General features: G+C 63.5%; 16 protein-coding genes. 9 read left to right on the forward strand and 7 right to left on the reverse strand.

Going from position 1 to position 18,543, the window contains the following annotated elements; genetic code table 11:
* Positions 1-65: 65 nt before the first annotated feature.
* The 7 genes from NKJ28_RS08360 to NKJ28_RS08390 all read left to right on the forward strand — a co-directional run bounded on the left by NKJ28_RS08360 (position 66) and on the right by NKJ28_RS08390 (position 6,310).
* Entirely contained in the window at positions 66-848 is a 783-nt protein-coding gene (locus NKJ28_RS08360; protein ID WP_023676258.1) for an N-acyl amino acid synthase FeeM domain-containing protein, read from the forward strand.
* A gap of 119 nt (positions 849-967) precedes the next feature.
* Positions 968-1,117 carry a DUF3096 domain-containing protein gene (locus NKJ28_RS08365; protein ID WP_013528205.1) on the forward strand — a complete coding sequence of 50 codons (150 nt, stop codon included), beginning with the start codon at positions 968-970 and terminating at the stop codon, positions 1,115-1,117.
* A gap of 173 nt (positions 1,118-1,290) precedes the next feature.
* Positions 1,291-1,515 (forward strand): aa3-type cytochrome c oxidase subunit IV, encoded by a 225-nt coding sequence (locus NKJ28_RS08370; protein WP_352522521.1) that lies wholly within the window; start codon positions 1,291-1,293, stop codon positions 1,513-1,515.
* 81 nt (positions 1,516-1,596) lie between these two features.
* Entirely contained in the window at positions 1,597-2,871 is a 1,275-nt protein-coding gene (locus tag NKJ28_RS08375; protein WP_352578573.1) for a Re/Si-specific NAD(P)(+) transhydrogenase subunit alpha, read from the forward strand.
* The gene (locus tag NKJ28_RS08380) at positions 2,871-3,293 is read left to right on the forward strand and encodes an NAD(P) transhydrogenase subunit alpha part 2 (protein WP_502898217.1); all 423 of its coding nucleotides are present in this window, start codon (positions 2,871-2,873) and stop codon (positions 3,291-3,293) included. Before NKJ28_RS08375 ends, NKJ28_RS08380 begins: the two co-directional genes overlap by 1 nt.
* 6 nt (positions 3,294-3,299) lie before the next feature.
* Entirely contained in the window at positions 3,300-4,697 is a 1,398-nt protein-coding gene (locus NKJ28_RS08385; protein ID WP_352454727.1) for an NAD(P)(+) transhydrogenase (Re/Si-specific) subunit beta, read from the forward strand.
* A gap of 92 nt (positions 4,698-4,789) precedes the next feature.
* The gene (locus NKJ28_RS08390) at positions 4,790-6,310 is read left to right on the forward strand and encodes a hypothetical protein (RefSeq protein ID WP_352634948.1); all 1,521 of its coding nucleotides are present in this window, start codon (positions 4,790-4,792) and stop codon (positions 6,308-6,310) included.
* Positions 6,311-6,409: 99 nt separating this feature from the next.
* Here NKJ28_RS08390 and NKJ28_RS08395 read toward each other — a convergent pair whose 3' ends face one another.
* From NKJ28_RS08395 to NKJ28_RS08410, 4 genes are all read right to left on the reverse strand, one after another.
* Complete coding sequence (locus NKJ28_RS08395; protein ID WP_352634950.1) at positions 6,410-7,327, reverse strand: hypothetical protein; 918 nt, start codon at positions 7,325-7,327, stop codon at positions 6,410-6,412.
* Between the two features lie 245 nt (positions 7,328-7,572).
* Positions 7,573-10,044 (reverse strand): DNA topoisomerase (ATP-hydrolyzing) subunit B, encoded by a 2,472-nt coding sequence (gyrB, locus tag NKJ28_RS08400; RefSeq protein ID WP_352453677.1) that lies wholly within the window; start codon positions 10,042-10,044, stop codon positions 7,573-7,575.
* 146 nt (positions 10,045-10,190) lie between these two features.
* A complete protein-coding gene (locus NKJ28_RS08405) occupies positions 10,191-12,857 on the reverse strand; it encodes a caspase family protein (protein ID WP_352634952.1) in 2,667 nt (888 codons plus the stop codon).
* A gap of 58 nt (positions 12,858-12,915) precedes the next feature.
* Positions 12,916-13,485, reverse strand: coding sequence for an NADPH-dependent FMN reductase (locus NKJ28_RS08410; protein ID WP_023676267.1), 570 nt, complete (start codon positions 13,483-13,485; stop codon positions 12,916-12,918).
* A 184-nt stretch (positions 13,486-13,669) separates the two neighbouring features.
* Between NKJ28_RS08410 and NKJ28_RS08415 the strand changes: the two genes are divergently transcribed.
* Positions 13,670-15,043: a cytochrome P450 gene (locus NKJ28_RS08415; RefSeq protein WP_352634954.1), complete on the forward strand. Its 1,374-nt coding sequence runs from the start codon at positions 13,670-13,672 to the stop codon at positions 15,041-15,043.
* Between the two features lie 21 nt (positions 15,044-15,064).
* On the opposite strand, the gene NKJ28_RS08420 is transcribed toward NKJ28_RS08415, so the two are convergent.
* The gene (locus tag NKJ28_RS08420) at positions 15,065-16,039 is read right to left on the reverse strand and encodes a complex I NDUFA9 subunit family protein (protein ID WP_023676268.1); all 975 of its coding nucleotides are present in this window, start codon (positions 16,037-16,039) and stop codon (positions 15,065-15,067) included.
* Between the two features lie 187 nt (positions 16,040-16,226).
* On the opposite strand from NKJ28_RS08420, the gene NKJ28_RS08425 reads away from it, so the two are divergent.
* On the forward strand, positions 16,227-16,556 hold the full coding sequence (locus NKJ28_RS08425) for a hypothetical protein (RefSeq protein ID WP_348625925.1): 330 nt from the start codon (positions 16,227-16,229) through the stop codon (positions 16,554-16,556).
* A gap of 57 nt (positions 16,557-16,613) precedes the next feature.
* Here NKJ28_RS08425 and NKJ28_RS08430 read toward each other — a convergent pair whose 3' ends face one another.
* Together NKJ28_RS08430 and NKJ28_RS08435 are read right to left on the reverse strand one after the other, a co-directional pair.
* Entirely contained in the window at positions 16,614-17,615 is a 1,002-nt protein-coding gene (locus tag NKJ28_RS08430; protein ID WP_023676270.1) for an Ldh family oxidoreductase, read from the reverse strand.
* Between the two features lie 118 nt (positions 17,616-17,733).
* On the reverse strand, positions 17,734-18,540 hold the full coding sequence (locus NKJ28_RS08435; RefSeq protein WP_023676271.1) for an ABC transporter permease: 807 nt from the start codon (positions 18,538-18,540) through the stop codon (positions 17,734-17,736).
* Positions 18,541-18,543: the final 3 nt, after the last annotated feature.

The following is an 18,543-nucleotide window of genomic DNA, read 5'->3' on the forward strand; positions in this document are numbered from 1 at the left end:
ATCTTTACATCTCATGACCCGTCCGTAGTGTCGGCTGGTGGCGGTAATCGCGGGGAATAGAGTTCATGTGTGCCCAGTTGAGTTCGCTCGGCCATGCGGCGGGCGCTGGTGGGAAAGATGCGTCCGAGACCATGTCCAGCTTCGCGCAACATGTTTATGCGCTGCTTGACCGGACGGAGTACCGACGCTGTGAAAGCGGCGAGGACTTCGAAAGCATTTACAGGCTGCGCTACAATTCCTATCGGATGAACGATCTGGTGCCCGAGAATGCGTCCCGTCAGGTCCATGACGAATTTGACGAACTGCCCAATTGCCATACGTTCGGAATCTACATCGAGGGGCGGCTGGTCAGCACAATGCGCCTGCATAACGTGTCTGCTGATAACGCCACATCACCAGCGCTCAGCGTCTACAAGGACTTGTTGATGCCGCGTCTGGCGGCCGGCGAAGTCTTTATCGACCCGAGCCGTTTTGCCGTGGACGCCGAATGGTCACGGCTTTACCCGCAGATCCCGTATGTGACGCTGCGCCTTGCGGGCATGGCTTGCTTCCATTTCGGCGCGCCTTATTGCATATCCATGATCCGCGAGGACCATGCGGCTTTCTACAAGCGCATCTATCGGGCGCGACCGATTGGCGATGCGCGGCCCTATGCCGGCGTGATCAACTGTTTCGCGCTGCTTTATCAAGCCGATGTCCTGGCGATCAAGAATGAAACCTACGCTCGCTTTCCGTTCTTCCGTTCGACGCCAATGGAGCAGCGCATGTTGTTCGATACGCCCGGTGCCGGCGAACTCGCCCCGCTGACCATCCTGCCCACCGCCAAGTATTTTCGCGAAGCCGCCTGAACGAGCCCATGGAGCCTTCCGGTCGCTTCGGCGTTCTGGGCAAGGGTGCTGGTGGTAGGTCGGCATTGCCGGCATCCGCCAAGCATCGCTTCGATAGCGATCCGATCAAAGGAACCGATATGACCATTTCCACGCTCGCCCTTACCCCGCTTATCTCGCTGATTGCAGGCGTGCTGATCCTGGTGATGCCGCGGCTGCTCAATTATATCGTCGCCCTTTATCTGATCGTTGTCGGCCTGCTCGGTCTGTTCCCGCATCTCGCCGGCTAACGACATCGGCAATAGCGGACCTGCCATCCATTGGGATTGGTATCGCCGCGCTTCGCGCAGCGATTTCAAGTTTTGCTTGAGATTGTTGGCTGCGGCGATGCGGCAATAGCGCCATTGCCCTTAACGCGGCTTTTCGCTATGTGCCTGAAAGATGTCTTCGAAGGGGTATTCCTATGGCTGAACACACGCCGACCGGTCCTGTCGAACTGGGCGCGAAGATGGACTATGCCGAGCACGACCGCACCTATGCCGGCTTTGTGATGCTGGCCAAATATGGGTCGCTATTTTGCGCCGCCGTGCTTCTGGCCATGGCGTTCGGCTTCTTTGTGGGCGGCTTCTTCTCGGGGACTATCCTGTTCGTGCTGATCCTGGCCGTCGGCGCCTTTATTCTCCGATAGACTCCTCCAACCTTTGTCGAGGGCGCCGCCGGTGGCCGGCCGGCGTCTTGGGTAACGGGTTCCGGCCGAAAGGATCATGCGGTGGGACAGACGGTTTTCATCCCTCGTGAGCTCGACGCGAACGAGCCGCGCGTCGCGGCCTCGCCCGACACGGTGAAACGGCTGGCGGCGCTGGGTTTCGGCGTGGTCGTCGAAGCCGGCGCAGGCACTGCTTCGCGCATTCCCGACGAGGAGTTTGCCAAGGCCGGCGCCGCGATCGGCAAGGCCGGCGATGTTTCCAGGGCTGATGTCGTGCTGAAGGTGCGCCGGCCGAGCGATGCCGAGCTGAAAGCCTATCGGCCGGGCACTGCCGTCATTGCCATCATGGATCCATATGGCAACGATGCTGCCGTCGCCGCGCTGGCCAAGGTTGGTGTTACTGCCTTTTCCATGGAGTTCATGCCGCGCATCACCCGTGCCCAGTCGATGGACGTCCTGTCCAGCCAGGCGAACCTCGCCGGCTATCAGGCAGTGGTCGACGCGGCTGCCGAATATGACCGGGCACTGCCGATGATGATGACGGCCGCCGGCACGGTACCGGCGGCGAAGGCCTTCATCATGGGCGTCGGCGTCGCCGGTCTGCAGGCCATCGCCACCGCGCGCCGCCTCGGCGCCGTGGTCACCGCCACCGATGTGCGCCCGGCCGCCAAGGAGCAGGTTGCCTCGCTCGGCGCAAAATTCCTGGCGGTCGAGGACGAGGAGTTCAAGGCGGCCGAGACGGCCGGCGGCTACGCCAAGGAAATGTCAAAGGAGTATCAGGCCAAGCAGGCGGCGTTGACCGCCGAGCACATCGCCAAGCAGGACATCGTCATCACCACCGCGCTGATCCCCGGCCGTCCGGCGCCGAAGCTGGTCTCGGCGGCGATGGTCGCCTCGATGAAACCCGGCTCTGTGATCGTCGACCTCGCGGTCGAGCGCGGCGGCAATGTCGAGGGCGCCGAAGCCGGCAAGGTGGTGACCACGGCCAACGGGGTAAAGATCGTCGGCCATCTCAACGTTCCCGGTCGCGTCGCCGCCTCCGCTTCGCTTCTCTATGCCAGGAACCTCTATGCCTTCCTCGAGACGCTGGTCGACAAGGCGGCGAAGACGCTTGCCATCAACCACGACGACGAACTGGTCAAGGCGACGATGCTGACCGATGCTGGCAAGATCGTGCATCCGGCTTTCGCAAAGGCTGAGCAGGAGCCGCCAAAGGGCCAATATGTCGAACCACCGGCCATTCCGGCCAGGACGATGGTTGCCGAGGCTTCGGCGAAGCCGGCTGCGAAGAAAACGGCCGCTTCGAGGAAGCCCAAGACCACCGGAGGGATCGCGTGATGGACCAGACCCTGCAGAAAGCCCTCGACCAGCTCGACGAGGCGACAGCTGCCGTGCGGCTCGCGGTGCAGAACCTGGCGGCCGCGCCCGGCACCGAGGCGGCGGGTGACGCCGCTCACGCGCTGTCCGGCGGTGCCATCGATCCCTTCGTCTTTCGCTTCGCCATCTTTGTCCTGGCGATCTTCGTCGGCTACTACGTCGTGTGGTCCGTCACGCCGGCACTGCACACGCCGCTGATGGCGGTCACCAACGCCATTTCCTCCGTCATCGTCGTCGGTGCGTTGCTGGCCGTCGGCATCTCGGCCTCGGGCATCGCCACCGGCTTCGGCTTCGTTGCGCTGATGCTGGTATCGGTCAACATCTTCGGCGGTTTCCTCGTCACCCAGCGCATGCTGGCCATGTACAAGAAGAAGGAAAAGTAGGCCGCTATGAACGCCAACTTCGCCTCCTTTCTCTATCTGGTCTCCGGCATACTGTTCATCCTGGCATTGCGCGGCCTGTCGCATCCGACCACCAGCCGCCAGGGCAACATGTACGGCATGATCGGCATGGGCATCGCCATCGCCACGACGCTGGCGCTGGCGACCCCTTCGGCCGGGCGCTTCGGCCTCATAGTGCTCGGGCTGCTGATAGGCGGCTCGGCCGGTGCGGTCACGGCACGGCGCATTGCCATGACCTCGATGCCGCAGCTGGTCGCCGCCTTCCACTCGCTGGTCGGTCTTGCCGCGGTCATGGTGGCGGCCGCCGCCATCTATGCACCGGAAAGCTTCGGCATCGGCACCGTCGCCGATATTCATGCCCAGGCACTGATCGAGATGAGCCTCGGCGTTGCCATAGGTGCCATCACCTTCACCGGCTCGGTCATCGCCTTTTTGAAGCTCGACGGCCGCATGTCGGGCAAGCCGATCATGATCGGTGGCCGCCACTTCATCAACGCGGCCCTTGGCATTGCGCTGATCGTGCTGATCGTGCTGCTCGTCACCGCCGAGTCCAAGGTGGTGTTCTGGCTGATCGTTGCCGCCTCGCTGGTGCTGGGTGTGCTTCTCATCATCCCGATCGGTGGCGCCGATATGCCGGTGGTCGTGTCGATGCTGAATTCCTATTCGGGCTGGGCCGCGGCCGCCCTGGGCTTCACGCTCGGCAATCTGGCGCTGATCATCACCGGCGCGCTGGTCGGCTCGTCGGGCGCCATCCTGTCTTACATCATGTGCAAAGGCATGAACCGGAGCTTCATCTCGGTCATCCTCGGCGGCTTCGGCGGCGAGACATCAGCCATTGCCAACGACGGCATCGAGCGCACGGTCAAGCAGGGCTCGGCCGAGGATGCCGCCTATCTGATGATGAATGCGCAAAAGGTCATCATCGTGCCGGGCTACGGCATGGCCGTCGCCCAGGCGCAGCACGCGCTGCGCGAGATGGCCGACAAGCTCAAGGCCAACGGCGTCGACGTCAAATACGCCATCCACCCGGTTGCCGGCCGCATGCCCGGGCACATGAACGTGCTCTTGGCCGAAGCCAACGTGCCTTATGACGAAGTGTTCGAGCTGGAGGACATCAACTCTGAGTTCGCGCAGGCCGACGTCGCCTATGTCATCGGGGCCAATGACGTCACCAATCCCTCGGCTCGTGACGACAAGTCCTCACCTATCTACGGCATGCCAATTCTCGACGTCGACAAGGCGCGCACCTGCCTGTTCGTCAAGCGCTCGCTCGGCTCCGGCTATGCCGGCATCGACAACACGCTGTTCTACAAGGACGGCACCATGATGCTGCTCGGCGACGCCAAGAAGATGACCGAGGAGATCGTCAAAGCGATGGATCACTGAAACGGCGTCGCTGCCAACTCACTGCCGATCGTCGAATACAGCCAGGCTCCGCGCCGGGCTTTTTCTTGGCTGTTACCGGTTCTGAAGCTACGATGCCGACCCGTCGTCTTGCTAACGGAGTCATCGTGGAGGTGCTGGTGCCCGACCCTGGTTCTGCTGCATCGCCGGCCGCCGATCTGACCGCAGCAGAGAAGGCGCCACGCAAGCGCAGCCAGGCGGTAGTGGTCGTGCACGGCATGGGCGAGCAGCGGCCCATGGACACGTTGAGGGAGTTTGTCCAGGCCGTATGGAGCCACGATCCGGCCCGGGCACCGTTCTATGCCCATGTCCCCGATCCGGCCGACCCGATGGGTGCGAAGATCAACCAGAGCTGGATCACGCCCGACAGCCGGACCAATTCGCACGAACTCCGCCGGATCACCACGCCCTATGATGTCGATGGCCGCCGCACCGATTTCTACGAGCTTTACTGGGCCGACATCACCCAGGGCACGACCCGAAGCCGCCTTGCTGCCTGGGTGACGACCCTGCTCTGGCGCAAGCCGGCCGATATTCCGCGCGATGTGCTCAAACTCTATGTCGTCACGCTTTTGGCCACCATCGTCGTCCTCGGCGCGGCGCTGGCGCTCGCAACGTCGACCTGGCAAGGCTACATCTCCTGGACGACCGGTGTGCTTGTCACGGTTCTGGCGTCGTTCGTCATCTGGTCGGTGGACCAGTTTGGCTTGCCTTATTTCGGCGACGTCGCCGCCTATGTGCGGGCCGAAGCGGCAACGGTCGAGAAGCGGGCGCTGGTCCGCGAGCGTGGCCTCAAGCTGCTGAAGCGTCTCATGATGGACGATGCCTATGACCGCATCGTGCTGGTCTCGCACAGCCTCGGGTCGATCATCGCCTATGATCTGTTGCAGATATTGTGGGCCGATTTCAGGCCTAGAAAGTTGGAAGCCATTCGCGACAAAGCGAGGCTGAAGGCGATCCACGCCGTCGACAAGGCGACGCTGGCCGCCGATGCCTCCGCTTGGCCCGACAGCCTCGATGACCTCCCCGCATTCCGGCGCAGCCAATGGGAGCTCTACCGGCAGCTTCGCGTCGGCGACGCCGATCATCCGCTGCCGTGGAAGATCAGCGATTTCGTCACACTCGGCAGTCCGCTGACCCACAGCGAATTTCTGGTGACCTACAACCTCGCCGAATTCAGGCGCGGCATCGCCGAGCGCCTGTTTTCGGCATGCCCGCCGATTGCCGACAGGGCGGCGGGCGGGACCATGCTCTACCAGGAAGGGCGCAGCCATTCCGGCAAGCCGCAGCGGGCGGTGCATCATGGCGCGGTGTTTGCCGCGACGCGCTGGACCAATATTTTCGACAGGGGCAATGGCTGGCTGACCGGCGACCCGATTTCAGGGCGGATGACGGAAAATTTTGGTCCCGGCGTGGAAAACATCCAGGTCGAGCTGCGCGGCTCGGGCGGCCGCGTCTTCACGCACAGGCTCTACTGGTCGCTGACGGCGAGCGGCGTCGAGGTCAACGCGCCGGCCGGCGTACAGCCGCGCTCGCACCTTGCCGTGCTGCGCGATGCGGTCGATCTCGGCCGCAAACTGGAAGCTGAGCTGTAGGCGGCGAGCAGCGCACGACAATGCCGCGGCGGCAGTTCAAAGCAAGGTCCCCTTCGGGCGTAATCTTCCCGAAGCGGACCGAGTTCGCTTAGTCACCGATCAACGATTGGTCAGGAAAATCGCTTCCTCGTCGTCGCGCTGCCTGCCGCCAAGTGCTGCAGCCGCGCTGGCAATGAAGGCCCCGACGACCAGCGACAGCGCGCCAATCAGCGAGAAGGTGGCGCCTGCCTTTCTGGCGGTGTCGGCCGCCTGCTGGGCCTTGACCTTGGCGTCCTGCGCTCTGGCGATTACCGTATCGACGCGAGCGGTGGCATCCGCTTCGGACAGGCCTGTGCGGGCGGCCACCAGCCGCGACAGATAGGTCTTGTCGTCGGCCGATATTTCGCCTGCTGCGGCACTCGCGATTAGAATGCGCGATGCCTGCGCCGTTGCCGCGGCGTCGCTCTCCGGATTGGCGGCAGCGAGCCTTGTCGGATCGGCCGGGCGGAACAGCGTATCGACGAAATACGATGTGGCGTTGTCAGTCGAGGCGCTACCCGCGTTTGCAGCAGCACCTGCCGAAGCGCCCATTGCCGCGCCCGATGCCACAGTCGAAGCAGCCTGGACACCGGTACCTATCGCGGCCGAAAGCGCCGTGCCGAGCACGCCGGCGACGAGCAGCGTCGCCAGCGCCCAGGCCAGGAAGCCGTGAGCGGTATCGCGGAAGAAGACTTCATCGGTGTGGATGCCGACCCATTTGGTGCGCAGGCGTCCGGCGAGGTAGCCGCCCAGGGCCGACGACAGCCACTGCACGACGATCAGCCAGACGGCGGTGGAAACGGCGAAAGTGGTGACTGACGCACCCGAGCCGGACCATGGCGACACCATGCTCAGCCCAAGCCCGGAGCCGAGCAGCATCAAGATGAAGGTAAGCGTTGACGCAGCAAAGGCGCCGGCGACGATTGGCCCCCAGCTGACAGCAGTGGAAGCGGATTCCGTCGGGGCGGAAACGTCGACAGCTGTTACGGTGGACTGCATCGAAGCCTCCCTACCGCGCGAACAGCATGATCAGAATAATGATCGGAATTGGGACTCCGAGAAGCCAGAGCAAAATGCCACGTCCCATGGATGCCTCCTGCGGCGATTGTGATCAACTACAATGCCTTGAAAGCCTTTCCGTTCCGGCGGTCCTGGTGATCTTTGTTGCGTTGCAGCAGTCGTATTGGTGCGCCAAGGCGCACCAATACACTTCATGCCTGCTGGCTGGGTATCTGGATGGCGGCTCAGATGTCCAGATTGGCAACCGACAGCGCGTTTTCCTGGATGAATTCGCGCCTTGGCTCGACCTCGTCGCCCATCAGCCGTGAAAACAAGCTGTCCGCATCAGTCGCGTCATTGACCTTGACCTGTAACAGCGAGCGCACATTCGGGTCGAGCGTCGTTTCCCAGAGCTGCTCGGCGTTCATTTCGCCAAGGCCCTTGTAGCGCTGCATGGTCAGGCCCTTGCGGCCGGTGGCAAACACGGCGTTGAGCAGTGCCAGCGGCCCCGAAATGGTTTCCGAGACATCCTTGCGGCGCAGCACCGGCGGCTCGCCGTAGATTTCCGCCAGGCGCGGCGCATAGCGGTCGAGCTGGCGTGCGTCGGCGGAATTGATCAGCGCCAGGTCGAGATGCGCGAACTCCTTGACGCTGCGCACCGTTCGCTCGAAGACATAGCCGCCAATGCCCTCGTTCGAGGTCGACATGCGGCCGATCCAGCCGCGCTCGGTATCCTCGGCGATAATGTCGAGACGACGGGCAACACGCTCGGCCGTCTCGTTGGCGCGGCGGAGGTCGGTGAAGATCTCCGGGTTGAGCGCGCCGGCAATCGCTGCCTGCTCGACCACGCCTCTGTTATAGCGCGTGTGCAATCCGTTGATGAGCTGGCGGACAGCCAAGGCGTCGTCGATGGCACTGCGCAGGTCCTGCCCGGCCCGCACCTCGCCTGTGCTGAGCGCAAGCGACGCTTCTTCCAGCCCGGAGCCGATCAGGAATTCCTCGAAGGCGGCTTCGTCCTTGATGTATTGCGAGCTCTTCCCGCGCGTCACCTTGTAGAGCGGCGGCTGCGCGATGTAGAGATGACCGCGTTCGATCAATTCCGGCATCTGGCGGAAGAAGAAGGTCAGCAGCAAGGTGCGGATGTGGGCGCCGTCGACATCGGCGTCGGTCATCAGGATGATCTTGTGGTAGCGCAGCTTGTCGGCGTTGAACTCGTCCTTGCCGATCGAGGTGCCGAGCGCGGTGATCAGCGTGCCGATCATGTCGGAGCCGAGCATGCGGTCGAAGCGGGCGCGCTCGACATTGAGGATCTTGCCGCGCAGCGGAAGAATGGCCTGGTTCTGGCGCGAACGGCCGCCCTTGGCCGAGCCGCCGGCGCTGTCGCCCTCGACGATAAAGATCTCGGATTTCGCCGGATCGCGCTCCTGGCAATCGGCCAGCTTGCCGGGCAGCGAGGTGACGCCGAGCGAACTCTTGCGGGTGATGTCGCGTGCCTTGCGCGCGGCTTCGCGCGCGGCAGCGGCCTGGATGACCTTCTCGATGACCGCCTTGCCCTCGGTCGGGTGCTCCTCGAGCCAGGTGCCGAGCGCTTCGTTGACAAGCCCTTCGACCACCGGGCGGACCTCGGACGACACCAGCTTGTCCTTGGTCTGCGAGGAGAATTTCGGGTCGGGAACCTTGACCGACAGCACCGCGGTCAGCCCTTCGCGGCAATCATCGCCGATCAGCGCCACTTTTTCCTTCTTGGTCAGGCCCGAGGAGTCGCCATAGCCGGTTATCTGGCGCGTCAGCGCACCGCGGAAGCCTGCCAGATGCGTGCCGCCGTCGCGTTGCGGGATGTTGTTGGTGAAGGCCAGCACGTTTTCATGGTAGCTGTCGTTCCACCACATGGCGACTTCGACCGTGATGCCGTCGCGCTCGGCGCGGATCGAGATCGGCTTGTCGAGCAACGGCTTCTTCGTCCGGTCGAGATATCGGACGAACTCTTCCAGCCCGCCATCGTAGTGCAGTTCATGGCGCACGATGTCGGCATGGCGGGCATCGGTCAAAACGATGCGCACGCCGGAGTTCAGGAAGGCGAGCTCGCGCAGCCGATGCTCCAGCGTACCGTAGTCGAATTCGACCATGGTGAAAGTCTCGGACGACGGCAAAAACGTGATTTCGCTGCCACTGCGCCCTTCGTAGGTGCCGGGGACCTTGTCTTGTTCATAACTGCCGGTGATGCGCAGCGGCGCGTCGGCATTGCCATGTGTGAAACTCATCTCGTAGATCTGGCCGTTGCGGCGGATCTTCAGTTTCAGCCAGGCCGACAGGGCGTTGACGACCGACACGCCGACGCCGTGCAGGCCGCCTGACACCTTGTAGGAGTTCTGGTCGAACTTGCCTCCGGCATGCAGCTGCGTCATGATCACTTCGGCCGCCGAAATGCCTTCGCCGGTGTGGATATCGGTAGGAATGCCGCGGCCATTGTCGATGACCGTCACCGATCCGTCCGGATTGAGCGTCACCGTCACCAGGTCGGCATGGCCGGCCAGTGCTTCGTCGATGGCGTTGTCGACGACTTCATAGACCATGTGGTGCAGGCCCGAGCCGTCGTCGGTATCGCCGATATACATGCCCGGCCGCTTGCGAACGGCATCCAAGCCCTTCAAAACCTTGATGGAATCGGCGCCGTATTCGGCTTCAACGCCGTTGGCGATGTCGGTCTGGTCGCTCATGAAAACCTGTCTGATTGATGCCGTGTGCAGAGCGCGAAAAATCGGCTTCGAATCGCGCATTTCTAATGTCGTAGATATAGGCGCAAAAGGCGGTTTTTCCAAGGTTTGCAGGCATTTCGGAACGGAATGACCATCGCGTGAGCCGGCTACCGGCGCCTGGCTTCGATCCTGGCCAGCCGCTCACGTAAAAACTTGATCATGAACTTGTGGCGCGGTGCCAACCGCCCGCTCCGGTCGAGCTCGAGCGTCATGTCGAGCGCCTTGGAAAGCACAGCCTTCGGGTCCTTTGCGACTTGGGCGTAGTCGATATAGGCGACCACCAGGTCGCGCTGCCAGGTGGCGTTGTCCGGATCGGACCGGGCAAGTTTCTCGCGAATGGCCAGGCTGTCCTGAAGGGCTTGCCGGGCGCCCCTGACGTCGCGCTGCCTGAGGCGCAGCGTGGCGACTTCGGACAGCGTTATCGACAAGTCCCGCTGCCAGTCGGAATTGGCGGGATCGAGCTTGGCCAGCCTCTGCGCAATCGCGTAGCTGTCCAGATAGGCTTTCAGCGCGCCTTTGTGGTCGCCCTGTATCGCCAGGACGCCGGCGACTTTCTCGATGCACACGGACAGGTCGCGCTGCCATTCGGTGTTGTTCGGGTCGCCGGCGGCGAGCGCGCTGGCCTGCGAAAGTGCCTCACGATAAGCCGAAAGTGCCGCCGGCCAATTCTGCTGGTCGCTCAGCGCATTGCCGATCTTGGCGTTGCCGACCGACAGGTCGCGCTTCAACTCGGTGTCGTCCGGATCGCGTTTCGCCAGTTGCTTTACGATCGCCAGACCTTCCTTGTAGGCCGCCAGCGCCCCGGCGGCGTCGCCGCGTTCGCGCAGCAGGTCGCCTATCGTATCGTGGCTGACCGAGACGTCACGCTGCCGGTCGGCGTCTCCCGGTTTGTCCGCCGCCAGCGCCAGCCGCACCTTCAGGCTCTCTTCATAGGCCGCCTGTGCGTTGTCCAGTTGGCCTGCGATATGGGCAAGGTGACCGATCTCATCGTAGGTGATGGTCAGGTCGCGCTGTAGTTCGGCAAGGTCGGGCTCTCCGGCGGCGAGCTGCTTCTTGATCGACAGGCTTTCCTGGTAGACCTCTGCGGCGCCGGCCAGATCGCCTTGCGTCGCCAATACGTTGCCGATCTTGTCGTCGGCCATGGCGAGGTCGCCGAACCACTCCAGATTGTCCGGTTCCGCCTCGGTCAGGCCCTGCAGAATGGTCTTGGCGGTCTCATAATTCTGCAGCGCTGACGGCAGATTGCCTTGCGCCATCCGCACGTTGCCGAGCTTGACGTGGCTGACGGCGAAGTCGCGCTTCACGTTGGGATCGGTTTCATGATGCGACCGCCGCTCGAGATCGGCTTGCAGCGCCTCGAAGGCACGGCCGGCCGCATCGATATTGCCGACCGTGGTATAGAGCTTGCCGAGCTCGTCCAGCGTGCGGATCAAGCGGTCGGCGTCGTCGAGCGACAGCACCACCTGTCCGGCTTCGCCATAAAGCGCGAGCACGGACTCATAGTCCCTGATGGCTGTGGCGTAGTCGAGGTCGGCGCGCGCCGCCCCGCCGGACAGATAGCGCGTCGCGGCTTCGGAGAGCGTGCGGCTGACGAAATTGGCCTTCAGCGCGTTGCGCGAGACATTGTCGATCTCGGCTGCCTCGGCGAGCTTTTTACGCGCGGCATCGAACGCTCCCAGCGAAAGCTGCTCTTCGGCCTGCCGGCGCAACGCTGCCACCCGCAGATCGTCGGATCCAAGCGTCTGCATTTCGCTCCGCACCTTGACGAAGGCGTCGGCTGCCTCACGCAGCCTGGCGTTCAGACTGTCAGCGGAGAGGTGGCCGGTATCGGAACTGATCAACGCGCCATAGAGCGGTGCCAGCGGCATGTTGGCGTCGCTGGCGATCTTCTCCACCTCGCCGCGCATCTGAGGCGTCACCTCGGCCATGGCCAGCAACAAGCGTTCGCGCTCCGGCAATTTCTCCTTGGCCGAGGCGGCAAAGAACAGCTGCGGCAGGCCGCTCTCGACATAGGGCAATTGCTTACCGCGCGAGAGGTCGTAGACCTCCTGCTGCACGAGCGTCAGCACGGAGCGGATCTCGAGACCTTCGGTGCCGAGGTATTTCGTCAGCGCCGCGGTAAACGGCGAATTCTGGCCCGTCCCATCCGCGGCGGTCTCGCCGGGTGCCGCCGAGAAGGCAAACAGGATGTTTTCTGCCCGCCCGATGCGGCCAAGACCCGGCCGGATCTTGTCGCTGACCTCTTTTACCAGCGCCGTTGCGCCGCGGCCTTCGCGGCCCGTAGCCGCAAACGGATCGCTGCGGCAGGCATCGAGCACGATCAGTCCGACCTTGCTGGTGGCGGCGACGGTCGCGCGGATCTCCTCCAGCGGCAGGCTGGTCCTTTCCAGCGTAGCGAGCGACAACGCGTCTGCATCGACCGGCAGGAGCCGATTCTCGCCGGCTATCTCGACGCCGTGGCCGGAGAAGAACACCAGTGCCACGTCGGCGCCTTTGGCATCCTCGCGGAAATCGTCGAGCGCCCGGCGCATGCGCCGCAGGTCGCGGTTGGTTTCGAGGAAGACCTCGAAACCAAGCTTCCTCAGCACCGTTTCCATGACCTCACCGTCATTGACGGGATTGGCGAGCGGCCGGATCAGCCGATAGTCGTTCTCGGCGATGATCAACGCAACGCGTCGCTCCGCCATGGCAGCGGAGGCCGTCGAGAGGATCAGCAGCAAGGCAAACAGAAAACGCAAATCGAACCGCCCCGGCCCGGTCATTTGCCGGAGCATTCCATCTCTTTATGGCATGAGCAAGTTATGGCATCGGCAAGCTCGGCCGTTCGCGTTGTCAGCCGACCCGCATCGGCTTCAGCGCTTCGCTCCAGCGGAACAACTCGTCCAGCATGGTCCTGGCCCCGCCGAGCACCTGCTCGCTGGGCAGGAAGGCGCCGGTCTCGTCGAGCAGCTTCTGGTACATCGGCAGCGCCACGCCTTCCGGAATCGGCATGACGCCGACGGAGGTCAGCAACGGTTTGACCGCCTGCGCCGCTCGCAAGCCGCCGGAGACACCGCCATAGCTGAGAATGGCGGCCGGCTTGTATCGCCATTCCCTGAGCAGGTAGTCGACCGCGTTGACGATCGCGGGGGCGGCGAAATAATTGTATTCCGGCGCCACGAAGACGAATGCGTCGGCGGCGTCGATTGCCTTCGACCAGGCTTTCGTGTGGCTGTTTTCGTATTTGCCCAGTCTCGGATGATGCGGCTCGTCCAGCACCGGCAGGTTGAAGGCCGCGATGTCGGTGAGCACCGGCTCGAATTTGCCGTGCTCGCGCGCAAAGCTCTCCAGCCAATTTGCGAAAACCGGCCCGGCGCGGCCCGGCCGCGTGCTGCCGATGATGACGTTCAACTGGTGCTTCAAGGCAGGCTCCCGCCGGTTAGTGGCATCTGTGGTGCTGCCACCTAAGACACGCAGCCGGACACAGCAAGCAGGCACTTTCCGGTGCCCCGGTCACATTCCAGAGAGCGGATGCTTCGCCTTGTCGTCCGGTCACATGGACGCCTGCCTTGCCCGCCACTACATTGAGGTGTCAGCGGAGCAAGCCATGGACAGTCAGCCCGTTCCCTTCGTCCCGCCGGCGCCGAAGCCGCGCACAGCGCCGCCCTCGACGCTGGAGATGATCCGCATCGTCTACCGCAATCCGCTCGAACTGTGGGGCGAGCCGACCTATAACGAGCCCTGGATTTCGGTGACCGGCGTCGGCGGGCCGCTAGTCATCGCCAACGATCCCGGCCTCATCCGCCATGTGCTCGTCGATAACGCCAAGAACTACAAGATGGCGACGGTGCGTCAGAAGATATTGCGGCCAATCCTGCGCGACGGCCTGCTTACCGCCGAAGGCGAAGTGTGGCGGCGTTCGCGCAAGGCGATGGCGCCGGTGTTCACGCCGCGCCACATCTTCGGCTTCGCCGAGCCGATGCTGAAACGCACGCTCGAATTCGTCACCCGTTACGAGCAAGGTGGCACGTCGGACATCGCCCACGACATGACGCTGCTCACCTTCGACATCCTGGCCGAGACACTGTTTTCGGGCGAGATATCGGGCGAGCCCGGTAGCTTCGCCAAGGAGATCGACCGCCTGTTCGAGACCATGGGCCGGGTCGATCCGCTCGACCTTTTGCGTGCGCCCGACTGGCTGCCGCGCCTGACCCGCATCCGCGGCCGCAAGACCATGGCCTACTTCCGCAAGATCGTCACCGACACGGTGCAGATGCGCGAGGCGCGGCTGAGGCGCGCTCCGGACACCGTGCCGCAGGATTTTCTCACGCTGCTGTTGAAGGCGGAGGGACCGGGCGGGCTGACCCGGGCCGAGGTCGAGGACAACATCATCACCTTCATCGGTGCCGGCCACGAGACTACGGCCAGGGCGCTCGGCTGGACGCTCTACTGCCTTGCCGAAGCGCCGTGGGAGCGCGAAAAGATCGAGCACGAGATCGATGCGGTGTTGGCGCGTGAGCCCGACCCGACGAAATGGCTCGACGCCATGCCGCTCACCCGCGCCGCCTTCGACGAGGCGCTCAGGCTCTATCCGCCGGCGCCGTCGATCAACCGCGAACCGATCGAGCCCGAAACCTGGAACGGCCTCTACATACCGCGACGTGCCGCGGTGCTGGTGATGCCGTGGGTCGTCCACCGCCATCGGAAATTGTGGGACCGGCCCGACGCTTTCATGCCGGAACGCTTCCATCCGGGAAACCGCGAAAAGATCGATCGTTTCCAGTATTTGCCGTTCGGCGCCGGCCCCCGCGTCTGCATCGGCGCCAGCTTCGCCATGCAGGAGGCGATCATCGCGTTGGCGATCATGCTGTCGCGCTACCGTTTCGACGCCACCGCGGAAACCCGCCCCTGGCCGGTGCAGAAGCTGACGACGCAGCCGCAAGGCGGCCTGCCGATGCAGGTCACCCGGCGCGGCTCGTAGGCAACCGCACGTCCGCTCGTGTTATGCGGCGGACTTGCGTTGGAACTGGCCGGCGGCGCGGTAGCGCCAGAGATAGCTTGGCAGGATGGTTCCGATCGAACGCGGCTGGATACCGAGGCCGGCGAGCGTCCTGTTGTCCTTGACGGCGGCATCCGACACGACATTGTGCTGGCGCAACAGCAGGACCTGGTCCTTGGTCAACAACGGATTGGGCAGCAGCCCGAGAATTGATGCCTGGAGGTTCGCCAGCCACCATGGCACGGGCAGCAAAAACCGCTTGCGTTCGATGATGACAAGCAGCTCTTGCATGCATTCCTTGAAGGTAAGCACCTGCGGCCCGCCGAGTTCATAGATCCGGCCGCCCTGGACCTTGCCGTCGACCGAGTGCGCCACCGCTTCGGCGACGTCGCCGACATAGACCGGCTGGAATTTCGTCTGCCCGCCGCCGATCAGCGGCAGCACTGGGGAAAAACGGGCCATGTTGGCAAAGCGGTTGAAGAAACCGTCCTCCGGCCCGAAATTGATCGATGGCCGCAAGATCACGGCGTCTTGGACCGTCTCAAGAACGGCCTTTTCGCCGAGCGCCTTGGTACGCGCGTAGTCCGATTGCGCGTGGAGGTCCGCTCCCAGAGCCGAGATGTGGGTGAGGCCGGCGCCGACGGCGCGCGCCGCTTCGGCAATAGCGCGCGCGCCGAACTCGTGGACGGCAGTAAATTTCTGCCGGCCGGCCTCATGCGCGATCGCCACCAGATTGACGACATGGTCGGCGCCTTGCACGGCGCGGTCGACCGACCAGCGCACCCGGACATTGGCCTGCACCGGCTGGATCTGCCCGACATTGCCAAGCGGTTGCAAATGGCCGGCGAGATCGGGCCGACGGCAGGCGACCCGGATGCGGTAGCCGCGCTTGGCCAGCGCCCGCACGACATGACGACCGACAAAGCCGGAGCCGCCGAAAACGACGACGAGCTTTGGGGTCTGAAGGATTTCGGTCATGGCTGGCTCCGGCGGGCTATCCAGATGGCTTGATTGAAGCCGTTTCATAGTCGGTTTCGCGCCAAAGGCAAAGGGCGACCATAGGTCGCCCGGCACTGTTGAAGCATGATTTTCCGGATCCGTTCGAAATGGCAGAAAACGCCGCCGAGGCCCGGCTTTACGGCAACGCCATTAGGAACAGGAACCTTTGTTCCGGCCGGCGATTTTAGATGTATGGTTTGATTCCGAATGGAGGATATTGCCGATGACGACAAAATGCGTTGCGATCTTCGCTCTGGCTTTCGCAACAGGCTGCAGCATGGGTGCCTCGGCATTCGCGGCAAACCGGCATCACCACCAAGCGCAACCCGAACGCTACGTTCCTGCCAACGGCGACATCATCGACATTCTGTTCGGTGGCCCGCGCTACTATGACAACCACCTGCTCACGACGGCCGCCGAACCCTGCTCCTACAACAGGGTAGGACCGGACGCGAATGCGGTGAACGCGATCAACGATCATCATTGCGGGAAGTAGGCTCGCGCTGCCGGATCGGCCGGCCTCGTCAGCCGCTCATCGGACAAACGAATTTCTTCAGGACGAATAGCGCGCGGCGAATTCGGAAATGCGTTGCACCACGGCTTTCGGCGCGCTTATGCCGCGCGCCGCCGCCTTCTCCGCGGCCTCGGCCCGGGCACGCCCCGGCACATGCACGCCATAGCGCCGCCGCAGCCGGTCGAGCTGATCCTTCATCCGCTTTTCGAAGTCCGGATCGAGCAGCTTGGGCTCGACGGCAAGCACGAACAGGCCGGTCCCCGGACTGTCCGGCCCGCCGCTGAACCATGGCGCATCGAGCGACCAGTTGGCGCCCGACAGGCCCGCAGCCAGCACCTCGACCATCAGCGCGATGTTGGCGCCGCGCTGGCCGCCGAAGGCAAGCATGGCGCCCTTCATGGCAGCTGCCGGGTCCGTGGTCGGATTGCCGCTGGCATCCAGTGCCCAGCCTTCGGGTATCTTCTTGCCGTCCTCGGCCGCCTTGCGGATGTTGACGAAGGCGGTGGCGCTCGACGACTGGTCGATGACCAGCGCCGCCCCGTCCGCGGCGGGTGCCGCAAAGGACATCGGGTTGGTGCAGTAGACCGGCTTGACCGAGCCCGAGCCGGCAAGCACGGCCGGGCCGTTGGTGGCGGCGAACGACACCAATCCCTGCGCGGCCAGCCGTCCGGTGAAATAGCCGAGCGCGCCGCACGTATAAGCATTCTTCTGCGAAAAGATGGCGACGCCGAACAGCCGCGCCGCCTTGGCGAGGTCATCGATCGTGCGGTCGAAACCGGTATGCGCTAAGCCGCCGCGCGCATCGGAAAGATAGACCGCGAGCGCCGGCCTGGTGATCACCGGATCGGCGTTGCCGTCGATACGGCCGGCTTCCAGCGCTTCGAGATAATCGATGAAATGCGACAGCCCGACGGTCGACAGTCCTTCCGCCTCAGCCGCGACGATCGAGGCAGCCAGCGACTGCGCCGCCTCTTCGTTGGCGCCGGCGCCAAGTGCGGCCATCCGGCACAGCCCTGTCGCCTGGTCGAGACTGAGTTGCATTGTGATTGCCATGGATATCTGAGGGAATGGGTGAATGGTGAATAGTGAATGGTGAGTGGGACTTAGCCGGTAACACTACGGGCTACTCACTACTGACTATTCACCATTCACTATTCACCTAACCAACCTTGTTCGGAATCCGCGCCTCGATCTTGCCCAGGGTGAAGACGAGGATGCCGGTGATCGCCATATAGATCAACGCCAGGAGCAGCAAGGGTTCATAGGTGAGGTAGGTATCCTGACGCACCTTTGAAGAGACGGCGAATATGTCGATCACGCTGATGGTCGCCACCAGCGGCGTCGATTTCAGCTGCAGCACGGTTTCGCCCGTCAGTGTCGGCAGCGCGCGGTAGAAGGCCTGCGGCAGCCAGATTCGCTGGAAAATCCTCCAGCGGCTCATGCCGAAGGCGCGGGCGGCTTCCAATTGGCCTTTCGGCACGCCGGCGAAAGCGCCTCGCATCACCTCGCCCTCATAACCGGCGAAGGACAGCGTCAGCCCGAGGACGCCATAGGGCCATGCCTGCCTCAGATAGGGCCACATCCAAGACTCGCGAATCCATGGATATTGTGGAAACAGCGAGCCCAGCCCGTAATAGAGCAACCAGAGCTGCAGCAGCAGCGGCGTCCCTCTGATGACGGTGCAGAAGACCTTGGCGGGTGCCGCGAACCAGAACGAGCCCGCAGCCTGCGCCAGCCCGAGCGGCACGGCGAGCAGGAAACCCAGCGTGCAAGTGACGGCAAGAATCCACAGCGCGCGCCAGATGCCGAGCAGTCCTATCCCGTAATATTTAGGCAGCCAGTCCCAGCGCATGAAGACGGCCGCCGCCAAAACCAGCCCCAGCGCGATCAGGATCAGCACGATACGATGCGGCTTCAGCCACAGCGAAGCGCGTGCGGCTATCTCGACGGCCGCTTCGCCAGTCATCAC

Origin of the sequence: Mesorhizobium sp. M0145 (assembly GCF_040322355.1) — a bacterium.
In the GTDB taxonomy this organism is placed as follows: domain Bacteria; phylum Pseudomonadota; class Alphaproteobacteria; order Rhizobiales; family Rhizobiaceae; genus Mesorhizobium.

Coding starts and splice junctions, on each gene's coding strand:
- NKJ28_RS08360 (WP_023676258.1), top strand. CDS start 66: ATGTGTGCCCAGTTGAGTTCGCTCGGCCATGCGGCGGGCGCTGGTGGG.
- NKJ28_RS08365 (WP_013528205.1), top strand. CDS start 968: ATGACCATTTCCACGCTCGCCCTTACCCCGCTTATCTCGCTGATTGCA.
- NKJ28_RS08370 (WP_352522521.1), top strand. CDS start 1,291: ATGGCTGAACACACGCCGACCGGTCCTGTCGAACTGGGCGCGAAGATG.
- NKJ28_RS08380 (WP_502898217.1), top strand. CDS start 2,871: ATGGACCAGACCCTGCAGAAAGCCCTCGACCAGCTCGACGAGGCGACA.
- NKJ28_RS08385 (WP_352454727.1), top strand. CDS start 3,300: ATGAACGCCAACTTCGCCTCCTTTCTCTATCTGGTCTCCGGCATACTG.
- NKJ28_RS08390 (WP_352634948.1), top strand. CDS start 4,790: ATGCCGACCCGTCGTCTTGCTAACGGAGTCATCGTGGAGGTGCTGGTG.
- NKJ28_RS08395 (WP_352634950.1), bottom strand. CDS start 7,327: ATGCAGTCCACCGTAACAGCTGTCGACGTTTCCGCCCCGACGGAATCC.
- gyrB (WP_352453677.1), bottom strand. CDS start 10,044: ATGAGCGACCAGACCGACATCGCCAACGGCGTTGAAGCCGAATACGGC.
- NKJ28_RS08405 (WP_352634952.1), bottom strand. CDS start 12,857: ATGCTCCGGCAAATGACCGGGCCGGGGCGGTTCGATTTGCGTTTTCTG.
- NKJ28_RS08415 (WP_352634954.1), top strand. CDS start 13,670: ATGGACAGTCAGCCCGTTCCCTTCGTCCCGCCGGCGCCGAAGCCGCGC.
- NKJ28_RS08420 (WP_023676268.1), bottom strand. CDS start 16,039: ATGACCGAAATCCTTCAGACCCCAAAGCTCGTCGTCGTTTTCGGCGGC.
- NKJ28_RS08430 (WP_023676270.1), bottom strand. CDS start 17,615: ATGCAACTCAGTCTCGACCAGGCGACAGGGCTGTGCCGGATGGCCGCA.
- NKJ28_RS08435 (WP_023676271.1), bottom strand. CDS start 18,540: ATGACTGGCGAAGCGGCCGTCGAGATAGCCGCACGCGCTTCGCTGTGG.